The 18,451-nt window shown below is 64.3% G+C and carries 12 protein-coding genes; 10 read left to right on the top strand and 2 right to left on the bottom strand.

Features of this window, described 5'->3' with window-relative positions; translation table 11 throughout:
• Nucleotides 1-118: 118 nt before the first annotated feature.
• The 5 genes from SZ64_RS06310 (at nucleotide 119) to SZ64_RS06290 (ending at nucleotide 7,989) form a co-directional block, all read left to right on the top strand.
• The gene (locus SZ64_RS06310; protein WP_054530038.1) at nucleotides 119-1,504 is read left to right on the top strand and encodes a TIGR03013 family XrtA/PEP-CTERM system glycosyltransferase; all 1,386 of its coding nucleotides are present in this window, start codon (nucleotides 119-121) and stop codon (nucleotides 1,502-1,504) included.
• Nucleotides 1,504-3,636: an XrtA/PEP-CTERM system histidine kinase PrsK gene (prsK, locus tag SZ64_RS06305; RefSeq protein WP_054530037.1), complete on the top strand. Its 2,133-nt coding sequence runs from the start codon at nucleotides 1,504-1,506 to the stop codon at nucleotides 3,634-3,636. The genes SZ64_RS06310 and prsK overlap by 1 nt, the downstream gene beginning before the upstream one ends.
• Entirely contained in the window at nucleotides 3,636-5,012 is a 1,377-nt protein-coding gene (gene prsR, locus SZ64_RS06300) for a PEP-CTERM-box response regulator transcription factor (protein ID WP_054530036.1), read from the top strand. Before prsK ends, prsR begins: the two co-directional genes overlap by 1 nt.
• A gap of 25 nt (nucleotides 5,013-5,037) precedes the next feature.
• Nucleotides 5,038-6,807, top strand: a complete 1,770-nt coding sequence (locus tag SZ64_RS06295) for a tetratricopeptide repeat protein (protein WP_054530035.1) — start codon at nucleotides 5,038-5,040, stop codon at nucleotides 6,805-6,807.
• A gap of 204 nt (nucleotides 6,808-7,011) precedes the next feature.
• Nucleotides 7,012-7,989, top strand: coding sequence for a bile acid:sodium symporter family protein (locus SZ64_RS06290; RefSeq protein ID WP_054530034.1), 978 nt, complete (start codon nucleotides 7,012-7,014; stop codon nucleotides 7,987-7,989).
• Nucleotides 7,990-8,041: 52 nt separating this feature from the next.
• Here SZ64_RS06290 and SZ64_RS06285 read toward each other — a convergent pair whose 3' ends face one another.
• The gene (locus SZ64_RS06285; protein WP_054530033.1) at nucleotides 8,042-9,094 is read right to left on the bottom strand and encodes a DUF475 domain-containing protein; all 1,053 of its coding nucleotides are present in this window, start codon (nucleotides 9,092-9,094) and stop codon (nucleotides 8,042-8,044) included.
• Between the two features lie 12 nt (nucleotides 9,095-9,106).
• Nucleotides 9,107-9,976 carry a 3-methyl-2-oxobutanoate hydroxymethyltransferase gene (gene panB / locus SZ64_RS06280; RefSeq protein WP_054530032.1) on the bottom strand — a complete coding sequence of 290 codons (870 nt, stop codon included), beginning with the start codon at nucleotides 9,974-9,976 and terminating at the stop codon, nucleotides 9,107-9,109.
• Nucleotides 9,977-10,214: 238 nt separating this feature from the next.
• On the opposite strand from panB, the gene SZ64_RS06275 reads away from it, so the two are divergent.
• From SZ64_RS06275 to SZ64_RS06255, 5 genes are all read left to right on the top strand, one after another.
• Entirely contained in the window at nucleotides 10,215-11,765 is a 1,551-nt protein-coding gene (locus tag SZ64_RS06275; RefSeq protein ID WP_054530031.1) for an amino acid permease, read from the top strand.
• 14 nt (nucleotides 11,766-11,779) lie between these two features.
• Complete coding sequence (locus tag SZ64_RS06270) at nucleotides 11,780-12,592, top strand: arylamine N-acetyltransferase (protein WP_054530030.1); 813 nt, start codon at nucleotides 11,780-11,782, stop codon at nucleotides 12,590-12,592.
• 83 nt (nucleotides 12,593-12,675) lie between these two features.
• Complete coding sequence (locus tag SZ64_RS06265; RefSeq protein WP_054530029.1) at nucleotides 12,676-13,413, top strand: hypothetical protein; 738 nt, start codon at nucleotides 12,676-12,678, stop codon at nucleotides 13,411-13,413.
• Nucleotides 13,310-14,977 (top strand): DUF6504 family protein, encoded by a 1,668-nt coding sequence (locus SZ64_RS06260; protein ID WP_054530028.1) that lies wholly within the window; start codon nucleotides 13,310-13,312, stop codon nucleotides 14,975-14,977. Before SZ64_RS06265 ends, SZ64_RS06260 begins: the two co-directional genes overlap by 104 nt.
• Nucleotides 14,977-18,426, top strand: a complete 3,450-nt coding sequence (locus SZ64_RS06255; protein WP_054530027.1) for an error-prone DNA polymerase — start codon at nucleotides 14,977-14,979, stop codon at nucleotides 18,424-18,426. Before SZ64_RS06260 ends, SZ64_RS06255 begins: the two co-directional genes overlap by 1 nt.
• Nucleotides 18,427-18,451 lie beyond the last annotated feature (25 nt).

Here is an 18,451-nt window from a genome sequence, read left to right as displayed (position 1 = left end):
CGGGAAAATCCAACAATCGCGGCAGCTTCCCTTGCGGCTGTAAAATTTACCGACATTTCACTACTCCCGATTATGCCTGCACAGGTCCGCGAATGGCGGGCGCTGGCCGGTTTGGGTGATGATCCGTCTTTTCAAGCATTACATTCCACATGCCGTCCTGCTGCTGGGCCTGTTCGATTTCGGCCTGTTGATTGCGGCGGGCGAACTCGCGTGGAAGCTGCGCGCAGGCCAGATCGGTATTGGCATGGGCCTGTTTGCCGACCGGTTGCCGCTGATGGCTGGTGCGGCAGCCGTGGTGCTGACGGCGATGATCTCGGTAGGCGTCTATGGCGCGGAATCGCTGCGTTCCATGCGCTTTGCCGGTGCCCGCTTGCTGGTGGCGGTCAGCCTTGGCGTCATCGCCTTGACCTTCATCGACTTTCTGGTGCCGGGGCAGACCTTCTGGCGTTCCACTCTGGCCTACGCCATGGGCATCTCGATCCTGTTCCTGATGCTCAACCGCCTGATCATTGGCGGCATTCTGGGTGCCCATGCCTTCCGGCGCCGGGTGCTGGTGCTCGGATCGGGCAAGAGGGCGCAGAGGCTGCGCGAACTGGGCATGCGGCCGGAAAGCGGCTTTTCCATCGTCGGCTATATCGCGATGAGCGACACGCCACTGGTGGTGGAAGAGGCGATCCCGCGCTCGGCGATCCACGATCTCAATCGTTTCGTGGAAAATCTGGGCGTATCCGAAGTGGTGCTGGCGCTGGAAGAGCGCCGCAATGCCATTCCGATGAAAGACCTGCTGCGGATCAAGACCGCCGGCGTGCATGTGAACGACTTTTCCAGCTTCATGGAACGCGAGACTGGACGGGTCGATCTCGACACGGTCAATCCTTCCTGGCTGATCTTCTCCGACGGTTTCAGCTCTGGCCGGGCAGTTTCCAGTGTGGCGAAGCGAATGTTCGACATTCTCGCCAGTTCGATCCTGCTGCTGCTGACTTTCCCTCTGATCCTGCTCTTCGCCCTGATCGTGAAGATCGACAGCCGCGGTCCTGCCTTTTTCCGACAGACCCGAGTGGGGCTGTATGGCCAGACTTTCGAGGTGATCAAGCTGCGTTCCATGCGTGTCGATGCAGAGAAAGACGGAGCCATCTGGGCGCAGGCGGACGATCCGCGCGTCACCCGTGTGGGCCGGTTCATCCGCAAGGTGCGGATCGACGAATTGCCGCAGACCTGGAGCGTGCTGAAAGGCGAGATGAGCTTCGTCGGTCCGCGCCCGGAGCGCCCGCAATTCGTCGAGGATCTGGAAGACAAGGTGCCCTATTATGCCGAACGGCACATGGTGAAGCCGGGCATCACCGGCTGGGCACAGATCAACTATCCCTATGGCGCGTCTATCGAGGATGCGCGGCAAAAGCTGGAATATGATCTCTACTACGCCAAGAATTACACGCCGTTCCTTGATTTGCTGATCCTGCTGCAGACCCTGCGTGTGGTGCTGTGGCATGAGGGAGCGCGGTGATGGACGGAGTGTGGACCACGCTGGTCGTTGCGCTCCATGTCGCGAGTGCCACGGCGCTGTGCGGCCTTGGTCTGTGGCTCTATCCGCGCAGGGCGCGGCTGGGGCAGGCGGGCGATGCGCTGCTTTCCGCATTGGCGATCACTGGCATCTGGGCGGTTGCAGTGGCGCTGGGCGGCATCGCTTCCATTGGCGCGCAGGTGTTCTTTAGCCTGTCCTATCTAGCCTGGTTCTGGGCGCTTTACCGCCTGTTCGCCAACGATGGCCGGCATGAGAGCGTGCGCCCGATCCGCACGGTGGTGATGGTTCTGGCGCTGGTGGAGGCACTGCAGCTTGGCCTGATCCTGCTGGTCAGCCGCATGGCATCCGTGCCTGAACTGGCGCAGACGGTATTCCAGGCCTCGATCACTTTCCGGCTGCTCTGCGCGGTCGGGGCATTGGTGCTGGTGCATAACCTTTATGTCGGTGCCTCGCCTGCCGGGCGACTGACCTTGCGCTGGCCCGCCGCCGCGCTGGCGGTGATGTGGCTCTACGATCTCAATTACTACACTGTGGCCTATCTATTCGGCGCCCTGCCGCAAACGCTGGCAGAGATGCGCGGGCTGGTCACGCTGGTGATGGTTTTGCTGCTGGCGCTCGGCACTGCCAGCGGCGCGAACGAGCTGAGATTGCGGCCTTCGCGTTCGGTCGCGTTCCAGTCCTTCTCGCTACTGGTGATCGGCGCCTATCTGGTCGGCATGGTCGTGGTGGTGCAGGGCCTGGCCTATGTCGGCAGCGACTTTGCCCATGTCATCCAGTTGGCCTTTCTGGCCGCTGCGAGCATCGCGGCGCTGCTGATCCTGCCTTCGCGGCGCCTGCGCGGCTGGATCAGGGTGATGCTGGCCAAGCACCTGTTCCAGCACCGGTATGACTATCGCGCTGAATGGCTGCGCTTCACTGAGACCATCGCGCGCGGCGGGGAACAGGTCATGCCCCTGCATGAGCGTGTGGTGCAGGCTGTGGCGGACATAACCGACAGCCCGGCGGGGCTGCTGCTTACTCCCGGTGAGGAAGGCGCCTTCACGCTCGATTCCCGCTGGCAATGGCCTGAAATCGACGTTCCTGCCGAGGCGCTGAGTGCCGAGGCCGCGCGCTTTTTCGAGGAGCATCGCTTCATCCTCGATCTCGACGACGTGCGGCAGGGGCGGCAGAGCCATGGCGAAGGCCGCTATGTGCCGGAATGGCTGGCAGAAAGCCGCCGGGCATGGGCCATCGTGCCGCTGATCCATTATCAGCGCCTGATTGCAATCGTGGTCCTTGCCCGCCCGCCTGTGCTGCGGCGGCTGGATTGGGAGGATTTCGATCTTCTGCGCGTGGTGGGCCAACAGCTTGCCAGCTATCTGGCGGAACAGGCCGGGCAGGAAGCCCTGGGCGAGGCGCATCGGTTCGACGAGTTCAATCGCCGCATCGCCTTCGTGATGCATGACATCAAGAACCTTGCCAGCCAGCTTTCCCTGCTGGCGCGCAATGCGGAAAAGCATGCGGACAAGCCGGAATTCCGCGCCGACATGCTCGTGACCCTACGTAACAGCACCGACAAGCTCAACGCCTTGCTCGCCCGTCTGGGCCGCTACGGTGCGAACGGAAATGAGCGTCCGGAGCAGGTGGACGCGGTTGCCGCGGTGGAGAAGGTGGTGCGCCGTTATTCCGGGCAGCATCCGGTCCATCTGGTGGAACGCCAGAACTGCACGGTGCTGGCCGATGTCGAAGCGTTCGAACAGGCGCTGGTCCATCTGGTGCAGAACGCCATCGAAGCCAGCGAACCCGATGCGCCGGTGCTGCTGAGCGTGCTGCTGGACGGGCTGAATTGCCGGATCGAAGTGCTGGATTCCGGCACCGGGATGAGCGCGGAATTCATCCGTTCACGCCTGTTCAAGCCGTTCCATTCCTCCAAGCCCGGCGGCTTCGGCATCGGCGCCTTCGAGGCGCGCGAACTGATCCGATCCATGAACGGGCGACTGGACGTAGAAAGCCGCGAAGGGATCGGTACGCGTTTTATCATCCGCCTTCCGTTGGCCACTTTGGCCGATGGCGCGTTGGACAATGAAGAATTCCGGCCGGGCACTGACCTGACCGGCAGAACCGAGGTTGCATGATGTCCGATACCAAGCCCAAGAACCTGCCCCGGCTGCTGATCGTGGAAGACGATGCGGGCCTGCAGGCGCAGCTCAAATGGGCCTATGACGATTTCGACGTCACCATCGTGGGTGACCGGGCAGCGGCCATTGCCGCCCTGCGCGCCGAGGAACCGCCGGTGGTCACGCTTGATCTGGGCCTTCCGCCCGATCCGGATGGGACGAGCGAAGGCTTTGCCGTGCTGGAAGAGATCATGGCCATCAAGCCCGATACCAAGGTGATCGTTGCCACAGGCCATGGCGCGCGGGAGAGTGCGCTCAACGCCATCCAGCGTGGGGCCTATGATTTCTACCAGAAGCCGGTTGACATCGAGGAACTGGGCCTGATCGTGCGCCGGGCCTATAATCTCCACCGGATCGAGGCGGAAAACCGCGCGCTGCAAACCCGCGCGGGGGATGGCAACACGGTGCTGGGCGGCCTTATCACGGCCGCGCCGGAAATGGTCCGCGTGGCCCGCACGATCGAGCGTGTGGCGAATACCAACGTCTCGGTCATGCTGCTGGGGGCCAGCGGCACCGGCAAGGAATTGCTGGCGCGGGGCCTGCACGATGCGAGCGACCGCAAGAGCGGGGCTTTCGTGGCGATCAATTGCGCGGCGATCCCTGAGAACCTGCTGGAAAGCGAGCTTTTCGGCCATGAAAAGGGCGCCTTCACCGGGGCCGTGAAAACCACCGAAGGCAAGATCGAACTGGCCAGCGGCGGCACATTGTTCCTGGATGAAGTGGGCGACATCCCGCTGCCCCTGCAGGTGAAGCTGCTGCGCTTCCTGCAGGAACGCACTATCGAGCGTATCGGCGGCCGCAAGTCGATCTCGGTCGATACGCGTATCGTTTGCGCAACCCATCAGGATCTGGAAGCGATGATCGCCGATGGGCGCTTCCGCGAGGATCTGTTCTATCGTCTGGCAGAGATCGTGGTGAAAATCCCGGCTCTGGCCGAGCGTCCCGGCGATGCCACGTTGCTGGCCAAGGCCTTCCTCAAGCGCTTCGCGCGCGAGATGAACCCGCAGGTGAAGGGCTTTGCCGCCGATGCGCTGGCCGCCATCGACGCTTGGAAATGGCCCGGCAATGTCCGCGAGCTGGAAAACCGGGTGAAGCGCGCAGTGATCATGGCCGATGGCAAGCTGATCAACGCCGCCGATCTCGATCTGGAAGGCACCGAGGAAGAAGAAAGCCAGCCGCTCAACCTCAAGAGCGCGCGCGAACAGTCCGACCGGCGGGTGATCCGCCATGCGCTGGCCCGCAGCGAAGGCAATATCTCCAATACGGCCAAGCTGCTGGGGATCAGCCGGCCAACCTTATACGATCTCCTCAAACAATATGACCTCCACGCCTGATCTCGGGCGAAGATGGCGGGGCAGGGTGGCGCTTGTGGCGCTGGCCCTGATCGCCATGGCGCCGCCGCTGTTGGCGGCACAAGAGGGTGCGCGCACGGAACTGACGGAGGGAAGGGAGGCCCTGCAACGTGGCGACGGCGTGGCGGCGGAAGTGGCCCTGCGCCGTGCGCTCGATGCCGGGGCGCCGCCGCAATCCGTTGCCGCCTTGCTGGGCGAGGCTTACCTGCAGCAGCAAGATTACGCCAATGCCCGGCAATGGCTGGGCCAAGGGAATTTCGCGCCGGATCAGCGCCGCCACGGCTTCCATATGCTTGGCCGACTGGAAGTGGCGGAAGGCAATCTGGATGCCGCCACAGAGGCTTTTGACAAGGCGTTGAAAGGCGATCCCGGCACGGCGGAACTCTGGGTGGACATTGGCCGCCTGCGCTATCGTACCGGGCGGCATCACCAGGCGCTTGCCGCTGCTGACGAGGCACTGAAGCGCGACCCGAAAGATCCGCGCGCGCTGGAATTCCGTGGGCAACTGGCGCGCGATGGCGAAGGGCTGGTGGCCGCCCTGCCGTGGTTCGAAAAGGGGCTGAAAAGCGCGCCGGACGATCTTTCCCTGCTGGGCGAATATGCCGCTACTCTGGGTGAAGCGGGCCGGGCGAAGGATATGCTCCGCATCACCCGCCGCATGATCGAACTGGACGGCGAAAATCCGCGCGCTTTCTATCTGCAGGCTGTGCTTGCCGCGCGGGCCGGCAATTACAATCTGGCGCGCCGCCTGCTGTGGCGCACGAATGACCGGTTCGACGATGTGCCCGCCGCCATGTTGCTGGAAGGCATTCTGGAAATGCGGGCGGAAAACTGGGCGCTCGCAGTGGAGATGCTGGACGAACTTGCCCGTCGCCAGCCGGACAATCCGCGCGTCACTCTGCTGCTGGGCCGGGCGATGCTGGAAAATGGCGATGCGAGCGAGGTGATCGCCCGTTATGGCCTGACAGCCGAACAGGCCGATGCGTCGCCTTATCTGCTCACTCTGGTCGGCCGTGCCTATGAGGCGATGGACGATCGCGCAGCCGCTGCCCCGCTGTTGGATCGCGCGGCTGCCCCTGCGCCGGGCGGAGTGCGTCCGCTGGCCGTGGGGGAGGCGGGCGAACTGGCGCTGTTCCGCTGGGGCGACGATCCCGCGCGGCTGGACGCCGCCGTGCCGCGCCTGCGCAAGCTGCTCGGGGCAGGGCAGATGGATGAGGCGCAGGCATTTGTCGCGCAATTGGAGGAACGCTTCGCCGGGTCTGCCGACATTGAAGTGCTGGCAGGCGATGTCGCGCTGGCCCGCGGCGAGGCAGGGCGGGCGCTGGAACTCTATTCCTCCGCCGCGAATATCCGCCGCAGCTTCTCTCTGGTGGAGCGGATGGTGACGGCCCATCGCCTGCTGGGGCAGGGCAGGAAGGCGCGTGAGTTGCTGAGGGCCTATCTCGTGCAGCATCCGCAGGATGGGGAAGCGGCCGAATATCTCGGTTATCTCGCCGCGGAAGAAGGCCAGTGGCCCCGCGCGGAGGGCCTGCTGCGCTTTGCGAAGGCTCAGCGCGACGCTGGCGGACGCGATCCGCTGCTCTACGCCACGCTAGCGGATGCAGCCTTGCGCCGCGGCGACGGGCAGGCCGCGCTTGCCGATGCGGAGGCCGGTTTCACATCGCAGCGCACCAATCGCCGCACCGTGCTGACCTTGGCGCGGGTGCTGGATGCGGCCGGACGCAAGCGGGAGGCCGATGTCCTTCTGGCCAAGGCGAAGCGTCTGCCCGGCGGATAAATTGTGCCTGTGCGCGCAGGGCATGCGATTGCGGGCGGCAGCGTTTTCCTACACCGGCAAAAGCTGCTAGCGGCGCGCCATGCATCACCTCTTTCCCCCAGCCGGAATCATTCTGGCCGCCTTGCTTGATCCCGCTGCGGAGGGGGTGGGAAATTCTTCCCCCTGTACAGTGTCAACATTGTCAACTTCGACGGGAATCCGCGCATGGTGAAGCGTGTTCTGCGCTATGTCGATCCGCTCGTCCGGCTGCTGCTGGGCACGATTCTGCTGGCCACGATCCTGCCTGTAAAAGGTGAGGCGCGGGTTGTTGCGCAGTTCATTTCCAATGGGGCGGTATTTCTGCTGTTCCTGCTGAACGGATTGCGCCTGCCGCGTGACGAAGTCATCCGGGGCATCGGCAATCTCCGGTTCCTCGCGCCGCTCGTTTTCTGGTGCTTCGGCGCCATGGCTCTGGCGGGCTGGGGCATGGCGCATTTGTTCACCGATGCGCTGGCAGGACTGTTGCCGCCGATGGTGGCGCTGGGCTTCCTCTATCTCGGCTCGCTGCCGTCCACGGTGCAGTCGGCCACGGCATATAGTTCCATCGCGGGCGGCAATGTGGCCAGTTCGGTGGTGGCCGCCGCGCTGCTCAACATCATGGGTGTGTTCGTTACGGCGCCGCTCTTTTCCGCGTTGGCGGGAAGCACGGGCGTGGGGATCGATACGGATGGGCTGGTGAAGGTCGGCCTCGTGCTGCTGCTGCCCTTCGCCATCGGCCAGATCGCACAGCACCGCTTCGGCCATCTGGTGAAGGAACACCGCCATCTCGCCACCTGGATGGACCGCACGTCCATTGCCATTGCCGTCTATGTCGCCTTCTCCGGCGCGGTGGAGCAGGGCATCTGGGACAAGCTCGGCCCGGCATCCTGGGCCGCGCTGGTGGGCGGGATCTGCGTGATGATCGCCTTCGCCTTCGGCGGCGCATGGCTGCTGGGCGGGATCGTCGGGCTAGGCCGGGGTGATCGGGTGGCGATGCTGTTTTCCGGTGGGCAGAAGAGCATCGCCATGGGCGCGCCGCTGGCGGCAGTGCTGTTCCCGCCGGAAGTGGCCGGGATCGTGCTGTTGCCGGTGCTGGTCTATCACCTGCTGCAGCTCGTCTTCTCTGCCCCGCTGGCCAGTCGCCTGTCGAGGCACGCAGTCTGAGCGCAGCTTGAAGGGCGGGGGGCGACCATGTCCGGTCGGCCCCCGCCTTTTGTCAGGCATTGTCTTCGGCCACGCCGTATTTCCGGTTGTGGCGGGCGGACCACCACAGCGACAGGCCGATCAGAATCGCGCCGATCAGCCCGGTGACCGCTTCGGGAATATGGAACTTCGCGGAAGCGAGCATGATGCCGCCCAGCGCGATGATCGCCCAGAAGGCGCCATGTTCGAGGAAGCGATATTCGGTCAGCGTGCCCTTCTTCACCAGCATGATCGTCATCGAACGCACGAAGAAGGCGCCGATAGACAGGCCAAGCGCGATCACGATCATATTGTTGGACAGGGCAAAGGCGCCGATCACACCGTCAAAGCTGAAGCTGGCGTCGAGTACGTTGAGGTAAAGGAACCCGCCAAGCCCGCTGCGCACGGCAGCGCCCACCAATGCGCGCTTCTGGTCGCGGATTTCCAGCCAGGTGTTGATCGCCCCCACCGAGATGAAGGTGACGATGCCCAGAATGCCTGCGACGAGGAAAGTGTGGGCATCCGCCGGATCGAGCAGGCCGGATACACCCCACAGCACCAGCAGCAGCACGCCGATCTCGATGGCTTCCACGGCGGCCACCCGCGCCAGGAAACGTTCGATTGCGCCGATCCAGTGGACTTCCTTGTCATTGTCGAAAAAGAATTCGAGGCCCACCATGGCAAGGAAAGCCCCGCCGAAACCGGCAATGCCGACATGGGCGGAAGAGACGATTTCCTGATATTTCGCCGGTTCGTTGAGCGAAAGGTTCACGGCTTCCCACGGCCCGATATGCGCGGCGATGGCCACGATCGCCAGGGGGAACACCACGCGCATGCCGAACACGGCAAAGGCGATGCCCCAGGTGAGGAAGCGCTTCTGCCACACATCGTCCATGTCCTTCAGTACGGTGGCGTTCACCACCGCATTGTCGAAGCTCAGCGAGACTTCGAGTATCGAGAGGACGGCGATGATCCACAGCATCTGCGCCGTGCCGGCAATCGAGCCGGTGCTTTCCCAGCCATACCATGCGCCAAGCGCAAGGCAGATGACGGCAAAGATGATCGATCCGCGAAAATGGGTCAGCAAGGCAGGGGCTTTCTATTCGGGCTGATAGGTCTGGTCAGGGCCAGGGAACTCGCGCGACCGAACTTCCGCGGCATATTGCGCGGCGGCGGTCGAGATTTCCTCGGCAATGGCGCCATAGCGCTTAACGAAGCGGGGTACACGCTCGAACATGCCGAGCATATCGTCAGTGACGAGGACTTGACCGTCGCACTGTGCCGAAGCGCCGATGCCAATGGTCGGACAGGCGACGGCCTGCGTCACTGCGATGGCAATCGGTTCGATCACGCCTTCCACCACGATGGCAAAGGCGCCTGCCTTGCACAGGGCCTGTGCGTCGCTGACGATCTTCTGCGCCTCGGCCTCGCTGCGGCCGCGCGGGCCATAGCCGCCCAGCACATTCACTGCCTGTGGGGTAAGGCCGACATGGCCCATCACAGGGATGCCCCGGCTGACGAGGAATTCCACGGTTTCTGCCATGGCTGCCCCGCCTTCCAGCTTCACGCCGGCGCAGCCCGTTTCCTTCATCAGGCGCGATGCGCTGTCGAAGGCCTGGGCAGGCGATTGTTCGTAAGAGCCGAAAGGCATGTCGACGATTACTGCCGAATGATAGGAACCGCGCACCACGGCAGCGCCATGGGCTGCCATCATCTCCAGCGTCACCGGCACGCTGGACGGCAGGCCGTAGATCACCTGACCCAGCGAATCCCCCACCAGCAGCAGGTCGCAATGGGCATCCAGCAATTGCGCCTGCCGGGCGGTATAGGCGGTTAGCACCACGATAGGTTCTTCGGTAATGCCATCAACCTTGCGCGCCCTGATCCGCGGCACGGTAAGCCGCCGCATGGGCGCCGGGGTGGGGTTGGCGCGGCTGGTCGAAGTGTCGAGTGTGAAGGTGGTGGACATGCGGGCCCTTTTAACGCCGCCTGCGATTTGGGCAAAGCAAAGCGGCATTGCGGGCGATGCAAGTCGCGTGGAGCGGGCGGGATCAAGTGAAAGGGCGCCTGAACTGCGCTTTTCCCCCGATTTGGCTGACGGGTCGCCAATTTCCCGATTGCGGTAGTTTCAAAAGCGAATATTCAATCCGCGTGACACGGCCACGGGCGCAGGGGTTCGCGCATTCCGGGCCAAGGGAGGTTCCCGCATGATCTTTGGCCGCATCAAGCCGCTCGACGCAATTCTTGCCACAGCGGAAAAGAAGTCGCTTCACCGCTCGCTTGGTGCCTTCCAATTGACAATGCTCGGCGTCGGCGCCGTCATCGGCACGGGTATCTTCGTGCTGACTGCCGAAGCGGCCCAGAAGGCCGGGCCGGGCATGATGATCAGCTTCGTCATTGCCGGTTTCGTCTGCGCGGTGGCCGCGCTCTGCTATGCCGAAATGGCCTCGATGGTGCCGGTTTCCGGGTCGGCTTACACTTACAGCTATGCCGTGATGGGCGAACTGATCGCCTGGATGGTCGGCTGGGCGCTGATCCTCGAATATGCGGTGGCCGCAGGCGCGGTTTCGGTGGGCTGGTCAGGCTATGTGGTCGGGTTGATCGAACATGCGCTGGGGATAGACATACCCAATTCGCTGGTTCGCGGGCCGTTCGATGGCGGGCTGGTCAATCTTCCCGCCATGGCGATTGCCCTGCTGGTTACGTGGTTGCTGGTCATCGGTACGCGTGAAAGCGCCTTTGTGAACGCCATTCTGGTGGTGGTGAAGGTTGCGGCGCTTACCCTGTTCATCGTGCTTGCGGTGCCGGTGATCCAGATGGATCAGTTCACGCCCTTCGCCCCGCTTGGCTTCGGCGGTATCGGTGCTGCTGCAGCCTCTATCTTCTTTGCCTATGTCGGCTTCGATGCTGTTTCCACAGCTGCCGAGGAAACCAAAGACCCCCAACGCAACATGCCGATTGGCCTTATCGGTTCGCTGGCCATCTGCACCGTCTTCTATCTGCTCGTCGCGGCGGGTGTGATCGGGACGGTGGGCGCCAACCCGTTGCTGGATGCCAATGGTGCGGGCCTTGCACCGGGCAGCAAGGAACTGGCGGATGCCTGCGCCACCATTTCCGATCAGGCAGTGGTATGTTCCAAGGAAGCTCTGGCCTGGACGATGCGTGAAATCGGCTGGCCGCAGATCGGCAATCTGATCGGCCTTGCTGCCGGCCTTGCCCTGCCGTCGGTCATTCTGATGATGATGTTCGGGCAGACCCGCATCTTCTTCGTGATGAGCCGCGATGGCCTGCTTCCGGCGGCCTTCTCGCGCATCCACCCCAAGTTCAAGACCCCGCATGTGATCACGATCCTGACGGGCGTTTTCGTGGCCCTGTTCGCGGCCTTTTTCCCGGTCGGTATCCTTGCCGATATTTCCAATTCGGGGACCTTGTTCGCCTTTGCCGCAGTGTCGATCGCGGTGATGGTGCTGCGCAAGACCGACCCGGATCGCAAGCGGCCCTTCCGGACCCCTGCAATCACCATTACGGCGCCGGTGGCGATCCTTGGTTGTCTCTATCTGTTCTACAAGCTGGGTATCGAAACCAAGCTGATGTTCGTCGGCTGGGCGATTGTCGGCCTGATCGTCTATTACGCTTACAGCCGCAGCCGCAGCCATGTTGGCCGGGGCATCGTGGACGTGCCGGAAGAAGACGCTGACGTGCCGCCCATGCCCGTCGCTCCGATGCCGGGCGCTCCGGCTCCGGGCGAACACGAATAGAGGTAGTGCCCGCCATGGCGGCGGAATTCAGTTTCGATCTTCCTGCTTATCTTGGCCGTATCGGGCTGGCAGAGGTCCGGCCCGGCAGTGATGGCCTGAGTGATCTGCAGCAGGCGCATATGCGCGCAGTGCCGTTCGAGAACTTTGATCCGCTGCTGGGCAAGGTGCCTCTGCTTGGCTTGCCGGACATCTTCGCCAAGATCGTCGGGGAACGGCGCGGGGGCTATTGTTTCGAACAGAACGGGCTGTTCGGTGCGGCGCTGCAGGCGGCCGGCTTTCCCGTTTCCCGCCGCATGGCCCGCGTGCGTATGCGGATGGGCGTGGACGGCGGGCGCAGCCATCTGGCGCTGATCGTGGAGGCAGAGGGGCGCCGCTTCCTGGCCGATGCGGGCTTTGGCGGGCCGGGGCCTCTGGCGCCGCTCGAACTGGATTTGAGGGACGCACAGGAAGCGCCAAACGGCACCTACCGGGTGCAGGAAGACGCAGAACGGGGCGAGACGGTGCTCCAGCGGCTGGGCGCCGAAGGCTGGCAGGACATCTATGCCTTTGACGATGCCCGCGTGACCGATGGCGACATTGCCAATGCCAATTTCGTCTGCGCCGCATCGCCCGAGGCGCCTTTCGGCTTCCATCTGATGTTCGGCTGCTATCGCGGAAACATTCGCTACGGCCTGTTCAACCGCGCGCTGACCGTTGAGGCACCGGATGGCGAGGAGCGGCGCGAGTTGGCGGACTACGCCGAATTCGCCCGCGTCATGCGCGACGATGCCGGGCTGGGCCTGTCCGACGATGCGCTGCGCGCCGCATGGGAGAAGATCGGAGGCTGAGTGGGCGTGCCCTTGCGGGCAATTGCACTGGAATACGAATGAGAACATAATGGGAACATTGTTCAAGAAGTGTTCCGATTCGCATGAGCCTGTCCGCCCCATCCGTCCTGCCCGGAAGCGCCGCTTTCCAGACCGCCGAGAACTGGCGACCCGGCCTTGCGTCTGCCCGGCATAGCGAGATTTTTGCCTCTGCCGCCGAAGCGGGCGGGGCAGGCATGGCGCTGGCCATGGCGCTGGATGGCCTGCGCGCGGCGGGTGGTCTCGATGCCGGGGATCGGCGCATGATGCTGTGGGTGCAGGACAGGCAGGCCCTGCGGCTTTCCGGGCGGCCCTTTCGTGCGGGCCTGCCGCCTGAATTGCGCACCCGGCTGATCCATGTCGCGGCCAAGACGGCGGAAGATGCGCTCTTCGCGCTGGAGGAAGGGCTGCGCTGCCGCGATCTGGCCTGCGTGATCGGGGAGATTGCCGGGAACCCGCGCGCGCTGGGGCTCACGGCTTCGCGCCGCCTCAGCCTGATGGCCGAGAGACAGGGCGTGCCCCTGTTTCTGGTGCGGCTGGATGCGGAACGGGACTTGTCCTCTGCCCGGATGCGCTGGGATGTGCGTTCCGCGCCCTCACTGCCGCCGCGCTGGAACCCGGCGGCGCCCGGCAGGCCCGGCTGGCGCGCGGAACTGTTCCGGGCACGTGGCTTCAAGCAAGGAGAATGGACCCTGCGCGATGACGGCACCCGCCTCTCCGCCCAGCGGGTCAGCCCGTCCGCCGCGCCGGATCATGGCGATCTGGTGCAGCGGGCTGGCGATCGATCGCTGGCGTCATTCTGAAAACTGCCGGCCGGGCGAAGGGAGGGACGCCCATCCGCTGGCCCTGATCGAGGAAACCGCGCATGGCCCCCGGCTCGCGGCGCTGAATGCGGCTGCGCTGGCACTGGGCCTGCGTGAAGGTATGCTGCTGGCCGATGCACGCGGCATCTGTCCCCATCTGTTTACTGAGCCTGCGGACCCGCAGGGCGACAGGGCCTTTCTCGGGAGGCTGGCCCTGTGGGCGCAGCGCTGGGGGCCGTGGAGCGCTGTGGACCCGCCCGATGGTGTGCTGGTGGATGTTACCGCCGTGGCGCATCTGTTCGGCGGGGAACAGGCAATGCTGGAGGACGTGCAGGCGCGCCTTGCTGCCCGCCACCTTGCCGCACGCCTTGCCATCGCACCGACCGCGGGGGCGGCCTGGGCGCTGGCACATTATCTTGCTTCGTCATCGCGAGGGGCACAGCCCTGCGGCGATCCAGAGGCCAACGCGCAGCCGCCCCGGATTGCCGTGCCGCCTGCGGCGGCTCGCAATGACGAAGGGGACGAGGGCCTTGCTGCACTCGCCCCGCTGCCCGTCGCGGCCTTGCGGCTGGGGGAGGATGTGCTGCTCGTCTTGCGGCGTCTGGGGCTGAAGCGGATCGGGGATCTGGCCATGATCGGGCGCGATGCACTGCGCCGCCGCTTTCGCAAGCAGCGCGATCCCTTTGCCAATCCGTTGCTGCGGCTCGACCAACTGCTGGGCCGGATTGCCGAGCCGCTGCTGCCGGTTGCGGCCGTGGAAGTACCTCTGGTGCAGCGCAGCCTGCTCGAACCGATCCGCCACTTGCCCTTGCTGGAGCAGGTGCTGGCCGACCTTGCTGCCGATATGGCGCAGCTGCTTGAACGGCGGGGGGAGGGGGCGCGGCGGCTCGAACTCGGCCTGTGGCGGGTGGATGGCGATGCGGCCTTCCGCCAGCTGGAAATGGCGGCGGCCACGCGCGATCCGGCGCATATGGTGCGGCTGTTCTCGGCCCGCTTGGCCGACGTGGATGCCGGATTCGGGATCGAGCTTGTCCGCCTGCGTGCCCCTTGGTGCGAGGCATTGGCACTGGCCCAGTCCGATCTGGAGGCAGAGAAGCATGATGGTGATGGCACCAGCCTTGCGGCCTTTATCGACCGGCTGACCGTTCGCTTAGGCGAAGGGGCCGTGCGCCGTCCCGATCCCCATGCCAGCCACTTGCCCGAACGCGCGCAGCGCTGGGTCGCGCCGCTTGCCCCTCTGGCGGCCGATCAGGGTGAGTTCGCCTTTCACGCCCGCCCGCTCAAACTGCTGGACCGGCCGGAAGCGATTGCGGTGCTGTATGCCACCCCCGATGGCTTCCCGCGCCGTTTCCGCTGGCGCGGCGCCGTGCATGAGATCGCGCGGGTGGAAGGGCCGGAACGGATCGCACCCGAATGGTGGCGGGAACGGTCCGGCACGCGGCTGCGCGATTATTATCGCATCGAGGACGGTCAGGGCCGCCGTTACTGGATTTATCGCCACGGCCTGTTCGGGGATGGACGCGGGGGCGAGCCGGAATGGTTCCTGCAGGGGCTGTTCGCCTGATGCCGGACAAGCCGCTCACTCCTCCGCGCCCGCATGTCTCGCCCGGCCCGGAAGGGATCAGGCCGCCTGCGCGCGCGCCTTTCGTGGAACTGGGGCTGGTCAGCTGTTTTTCCTTCCTGCGCGGGGCTTCGAACCCGGTCGATCTGGTCATGGCAGCCCGCCGGCTCGGCTATGATGCAATCGGGATTGCCGATGCCAACAGCATGGCGGGCGTAGTGCGCATTCACACCGAAGCCAAAGCGCTGATGCTGCGCCCGGTGATCGGCTGCCGGATCGAGACAGTGGAGGGGCTGGCTTTCCTTGCCTATCCCACCGACCGTGCGGCCTATGGCCGATTGTGCCGCCTGATTTCGGCCGGGCGCATGGGCACGCTGGACGGAGGATGGCAGGCCAAGGGCGTGTGCGAGATCACGCTTCCCATGCTGGTGGAGCATAGCGAGGGCGTGCAGCTGATCCTGCTGCCGCCGGAGGATATTTCTCAAACCTTCGATCTATCTCGCCATTCCCGCGCAGGCGGGGATGACGAAGGTAAAAGCGGATCATCCAATCTCCGCCTCGTTTCCCCGCTGCCGCCTTGTGGAGCCCTGGAGGAAATCCTCCCCCATCTCGCTACCCGGCTGCCTACCCTGCGCCATATCGCGGCGAGCTATCTCTATCGCGGGGACGATGTGGCCCAGATCGAGCGGCTCGACGGGTTGGCGCGGGAGAATGGCCTTGGCCTACTCGCCACCAACGATGTCCATTATCACGTGCCCGAACGCCGCCCCCTGCAGGACGTGATGACGGCGATCCGCCACAAGACCACCGTGGCGCAGGCGGGATACCTTCTCCACGCCAATGCAGAGCGGCACCTCAAGGGCCCGGCGGAAATGGTGAAGCTGTTCGAACGCTGGCCCCATGCCATCGAAGCCGCGCGGCAAGTGGCCGATGCCTGCCGGTTCAGCCTGGAAGAGCTGCGATATGTCTATCCCGAACGGATCTATCCCGAAGGACGCACGCCGCAGCAGCAACTGGAAGTGCTCACCTGGGCAGGGGCGGCAGGGCGCTATCCCGAAGGTGTGCCGGATGCCGTGCGCAAAACCATCGACAAGGAACTGGCGCTGATCGGCAAGCTGGACCTTGCGCGCTATTTCCTGACCATCAAGGAGATCGTGGATTTCGCGCGTTCCTGCGATCCGCCGATATTGTGCCAGGGCCGTGGATCGGCCGCGAATTCGGCGGTGTGCTATTGTCTGGAGATCACCTCGGTCAATCCGGCCGAGCATCAGTTGCTGTTCGATCGCTTCCTGTCCGAAGAACGTAACGAGCCGCCCGACATTGACGTCGATTTCGAGCATGAGCGGCGCGAGGAAGTGATCCAGCACATCTATCAGGAATATGGGCGGGATCATGCCGGGCTGTGCGCTACGGTGATCCATTACCGCCCGCGCATGGCGATCCGCGAAGTCGGCAAGGCAATGGGCCTTTCCGAGGATGTCACCGGCGCGCTGGCCCGCACTGTGTGGGGCAGTTACGGCCAGGAAATCTCTGAAGACCATGCCGCGCGCGAGACGGGGCTGGACCTTTCGGACCCGCATCTCAAGCGGGTTCTGGCGCTGACCGAACAGATGATCGGCATGCCGCGCCACCTTTCGCAGCATGTTGGCGGCTTCATCCTCACGAACGATCTGCTGACCGAAACCGTGCCCATCGGCAATGGCGCCATGCCCGATCGCAGTTTCATCGAATGGGACAAGGACGACATAGAGGAACTGGGCATCTTCAAGGTGGATGTGCTGGCGCTGGGTATGCTCACCTGTATCCGCAAGGCGCTGGACCTCTTGCGCCGCCATCATGGGCGCGATCTCACCCTTGCGACGATCCCGGGCGAAGATCCGGTGGTTTACGACATGCTGTGCAAGGCGGATTCTATCGGCGTGTTCCAGGTGGAAAGCCGGGCGCAGATGAGCATGTTGCCACGCCTGCGGCCGCGCAAATTCTACGATCTGGTGGTGGAAGTGGCCATCGTGCGGCCCGGCCCGATTCAGGGCGACATGGTTCACCCCTACCTCCGGCATCGCAAGCTGGCGCGGGAAGGTAAGCCCGGCTTCGATTTGCCGGGGCCGGCGCCGGAACACGGACCGGCAGACGAGCTTTCCTCGATTCTGGGGCGCACCTTCGGCGTGCCGATCTTTCAGGAACAGGCGATGAAAATCGCCATGGATGCGGCCAAATTCTCGCCGGAAGAGGCCAATCAGCTGCGCAAGGCAATGGCCACATTCCGCTCGCGCGGGATGGTGCATCAGCATGAGGAAAAAATGGTCGGCCGGATGGTGTCGCGTGGATACGATCCCGAATTTGCCCAGCGTTGCTTCAACCAGATCAAGGGCTTCGGTGAATATGGCTTCCCGGAAAGCCATGCGGCGAGTTTCGCCTTGCTGGTCTATGCCTCAAGCTGGCTCAAATGCCATTATCCGGCGGCCTTTGCCGCGGCACTGCTCAATTCCCAGCCCATGGGCTTTTACGCCCCGGCCCAGATCGTGCGCGATGCGCGTGACCATGGGGTTACAGTGCTGCCGGTAGATGTGAACTGTTCGGAATGGGACTGTACGCTTGAAGAGGCGGGAGGCAGGATCGCCCTGCGCCTTGGCTTGCTGCAGGTGGACGGTTTCCCCGAACATGCCGCGGCAAAGCTTGTAGGCGCCCGGGCGGAGGGCGGGGCCTTTCGCGACGTAGCGGAATTGCGCGAGCGGGCAGGGCTTATCCCGGCGCAGGTTGAACGGCTCGCTTCTGCCGATTGCTTCGGCTCGCTGGCCCTGCCGCGTCGGCAGGCCTTGTGGGATGCGCGTACGCTCGTCTCCGCGCCGGAACTGCCCCTGTTCGCCGCCATGGCGGCGCGGGATGAGGGGGCGGAACGGAACGTCACACACCTGCCCGCCATGCCGCTTTCGGAAGAGGTGGTGGCCGATTACCAGACCCAGCGGCTGAGCCTGAAAGCCCATCCGTTGAGCTTCCTGCGACCCTTGCTGCAGGATCGGGGATTCCAGACCTGCGCGGATCTGCGCGCCCGGCGACAGCGTTCGACGGTGCAACTGGCGGGTGTGGTGCTGATCCGCCAGCGTCCCGGATCGGCCAAGGGCGTGTGCTTCATCACCATCGAAGACGAGACGGGGGTGGCCAATCTGGTGGTCTGGCCCGATGCGATGGCGCGGTTCCGGCCGGTCATCATGGGTGCCCGCCTGCTCGAAGTGCGGGGGCGGGTGGAGTATGATGAGGATGTGATCCACGTGATCGTGACGCATCTTGCCGATGCCACGGGCGACCTTAACCGGCTTTCGGACGATCTGCTCAGCCCGGCAGTGGACCGGGCGGATCACGTGAACCGTCCGTTGCAGGGCAGCCGTGGGCACCATCACGCAGGCCACCCGCGCAATGCGCGCGTGATCCCGAAATCACGCGATTTTCACTGATTTTGCAGCGGCGCCTTTCTGGGGC

The organism is Erythrobacter sp. SG61-1L, assembly GCF_001305965.1.
GTDB lineage: Bacteria > Pseudomonadota > Alphaproteobacteria > Sphingomonadales > Sphingomonadaceae > Andeanibacterium.
The sequence above is the reverse complement of the archived record's forward strand: the minus strand, read 5'-3'. Positions and strand labels throughout refer to the sequence as shown.

What these genes read in the sequence shown, in the direction of transcription:
- SZ64_RS06265 (WP_054530029.1), top strand. Translation starts at nt 12,676, where the DNA reads ATGAGCCTGTCCGCCCCATCCGTCCTGCCCGGAAGCGCCGCTTTCCAG.
- SZ64_RS06255 (WP_054530027.1), top strand. Translation starts at nt 14,977, where the DNA reads ATGCCGGACAAGCCGCTCACTCCTCCGCGCCCGCATGTCTCGCCCGGC.
- SZ64_RS06290 (WP_054530034.1), top strand. Translation starts at nt 7,012, where the DNA reads ATGGTGAAGCGTGTTCTGCGCTATGTCGATCCGCTCGTCCGGCTGCTG.
- SZ64_RS06260 (WP_054530028.1), top strand. Translation starts at nt 13,310, where the DNA reads ATGACGGCACCCGCCTCTCCGCCCAGCGGGTCAGCCCGTCCGCCGCGC.
- SZ64_RS06310 (WP_054530038.1), top strand. Translation starts at nt 119, where the DNA reads ATGATCCGTCTTTTCAAGCATTACATTCCACATGCCGTCCTGCTGCTG.
- SZ64_RS06275 (WP_054530031.1), top strand. Translation starts at nt 10,215, where the DNA reads ATGATCTTTGGCCGCATCAAGCCGCTCGACGCAATTCTTGCCACAGCG.
- SZ64_RS06270 (WP_054530030.1), top strand. Translation starts at nt 11,780, where the DNA reads ATGGCGGCGGAATTCAGTTTCGATCTTCCTGCTTATCTTGGCCGTATC.
- prsR (WP_054530036.1), top strand. Translation starts at nt 3,636, where the DNA reads ATGTCCGATACCAAGCCCAAGAACCTGCCCCGGCTGCTGATCGTGGAA.
- prsK (WP_054530037.1), top strand. Translation starts at nt 1,504, where the DNA reads ATGGACGGAGTGTGGACCACGCTGGTCGTTGCGCTCCATGTCGCGAGT.
- panB (WP_054530032.1), bottom strand. Translation starts at nt 9,976, where the DNA reads ATGTCCACCACCTTCACACTCGACACTTCGACCAGCCGCGCCAACCCC.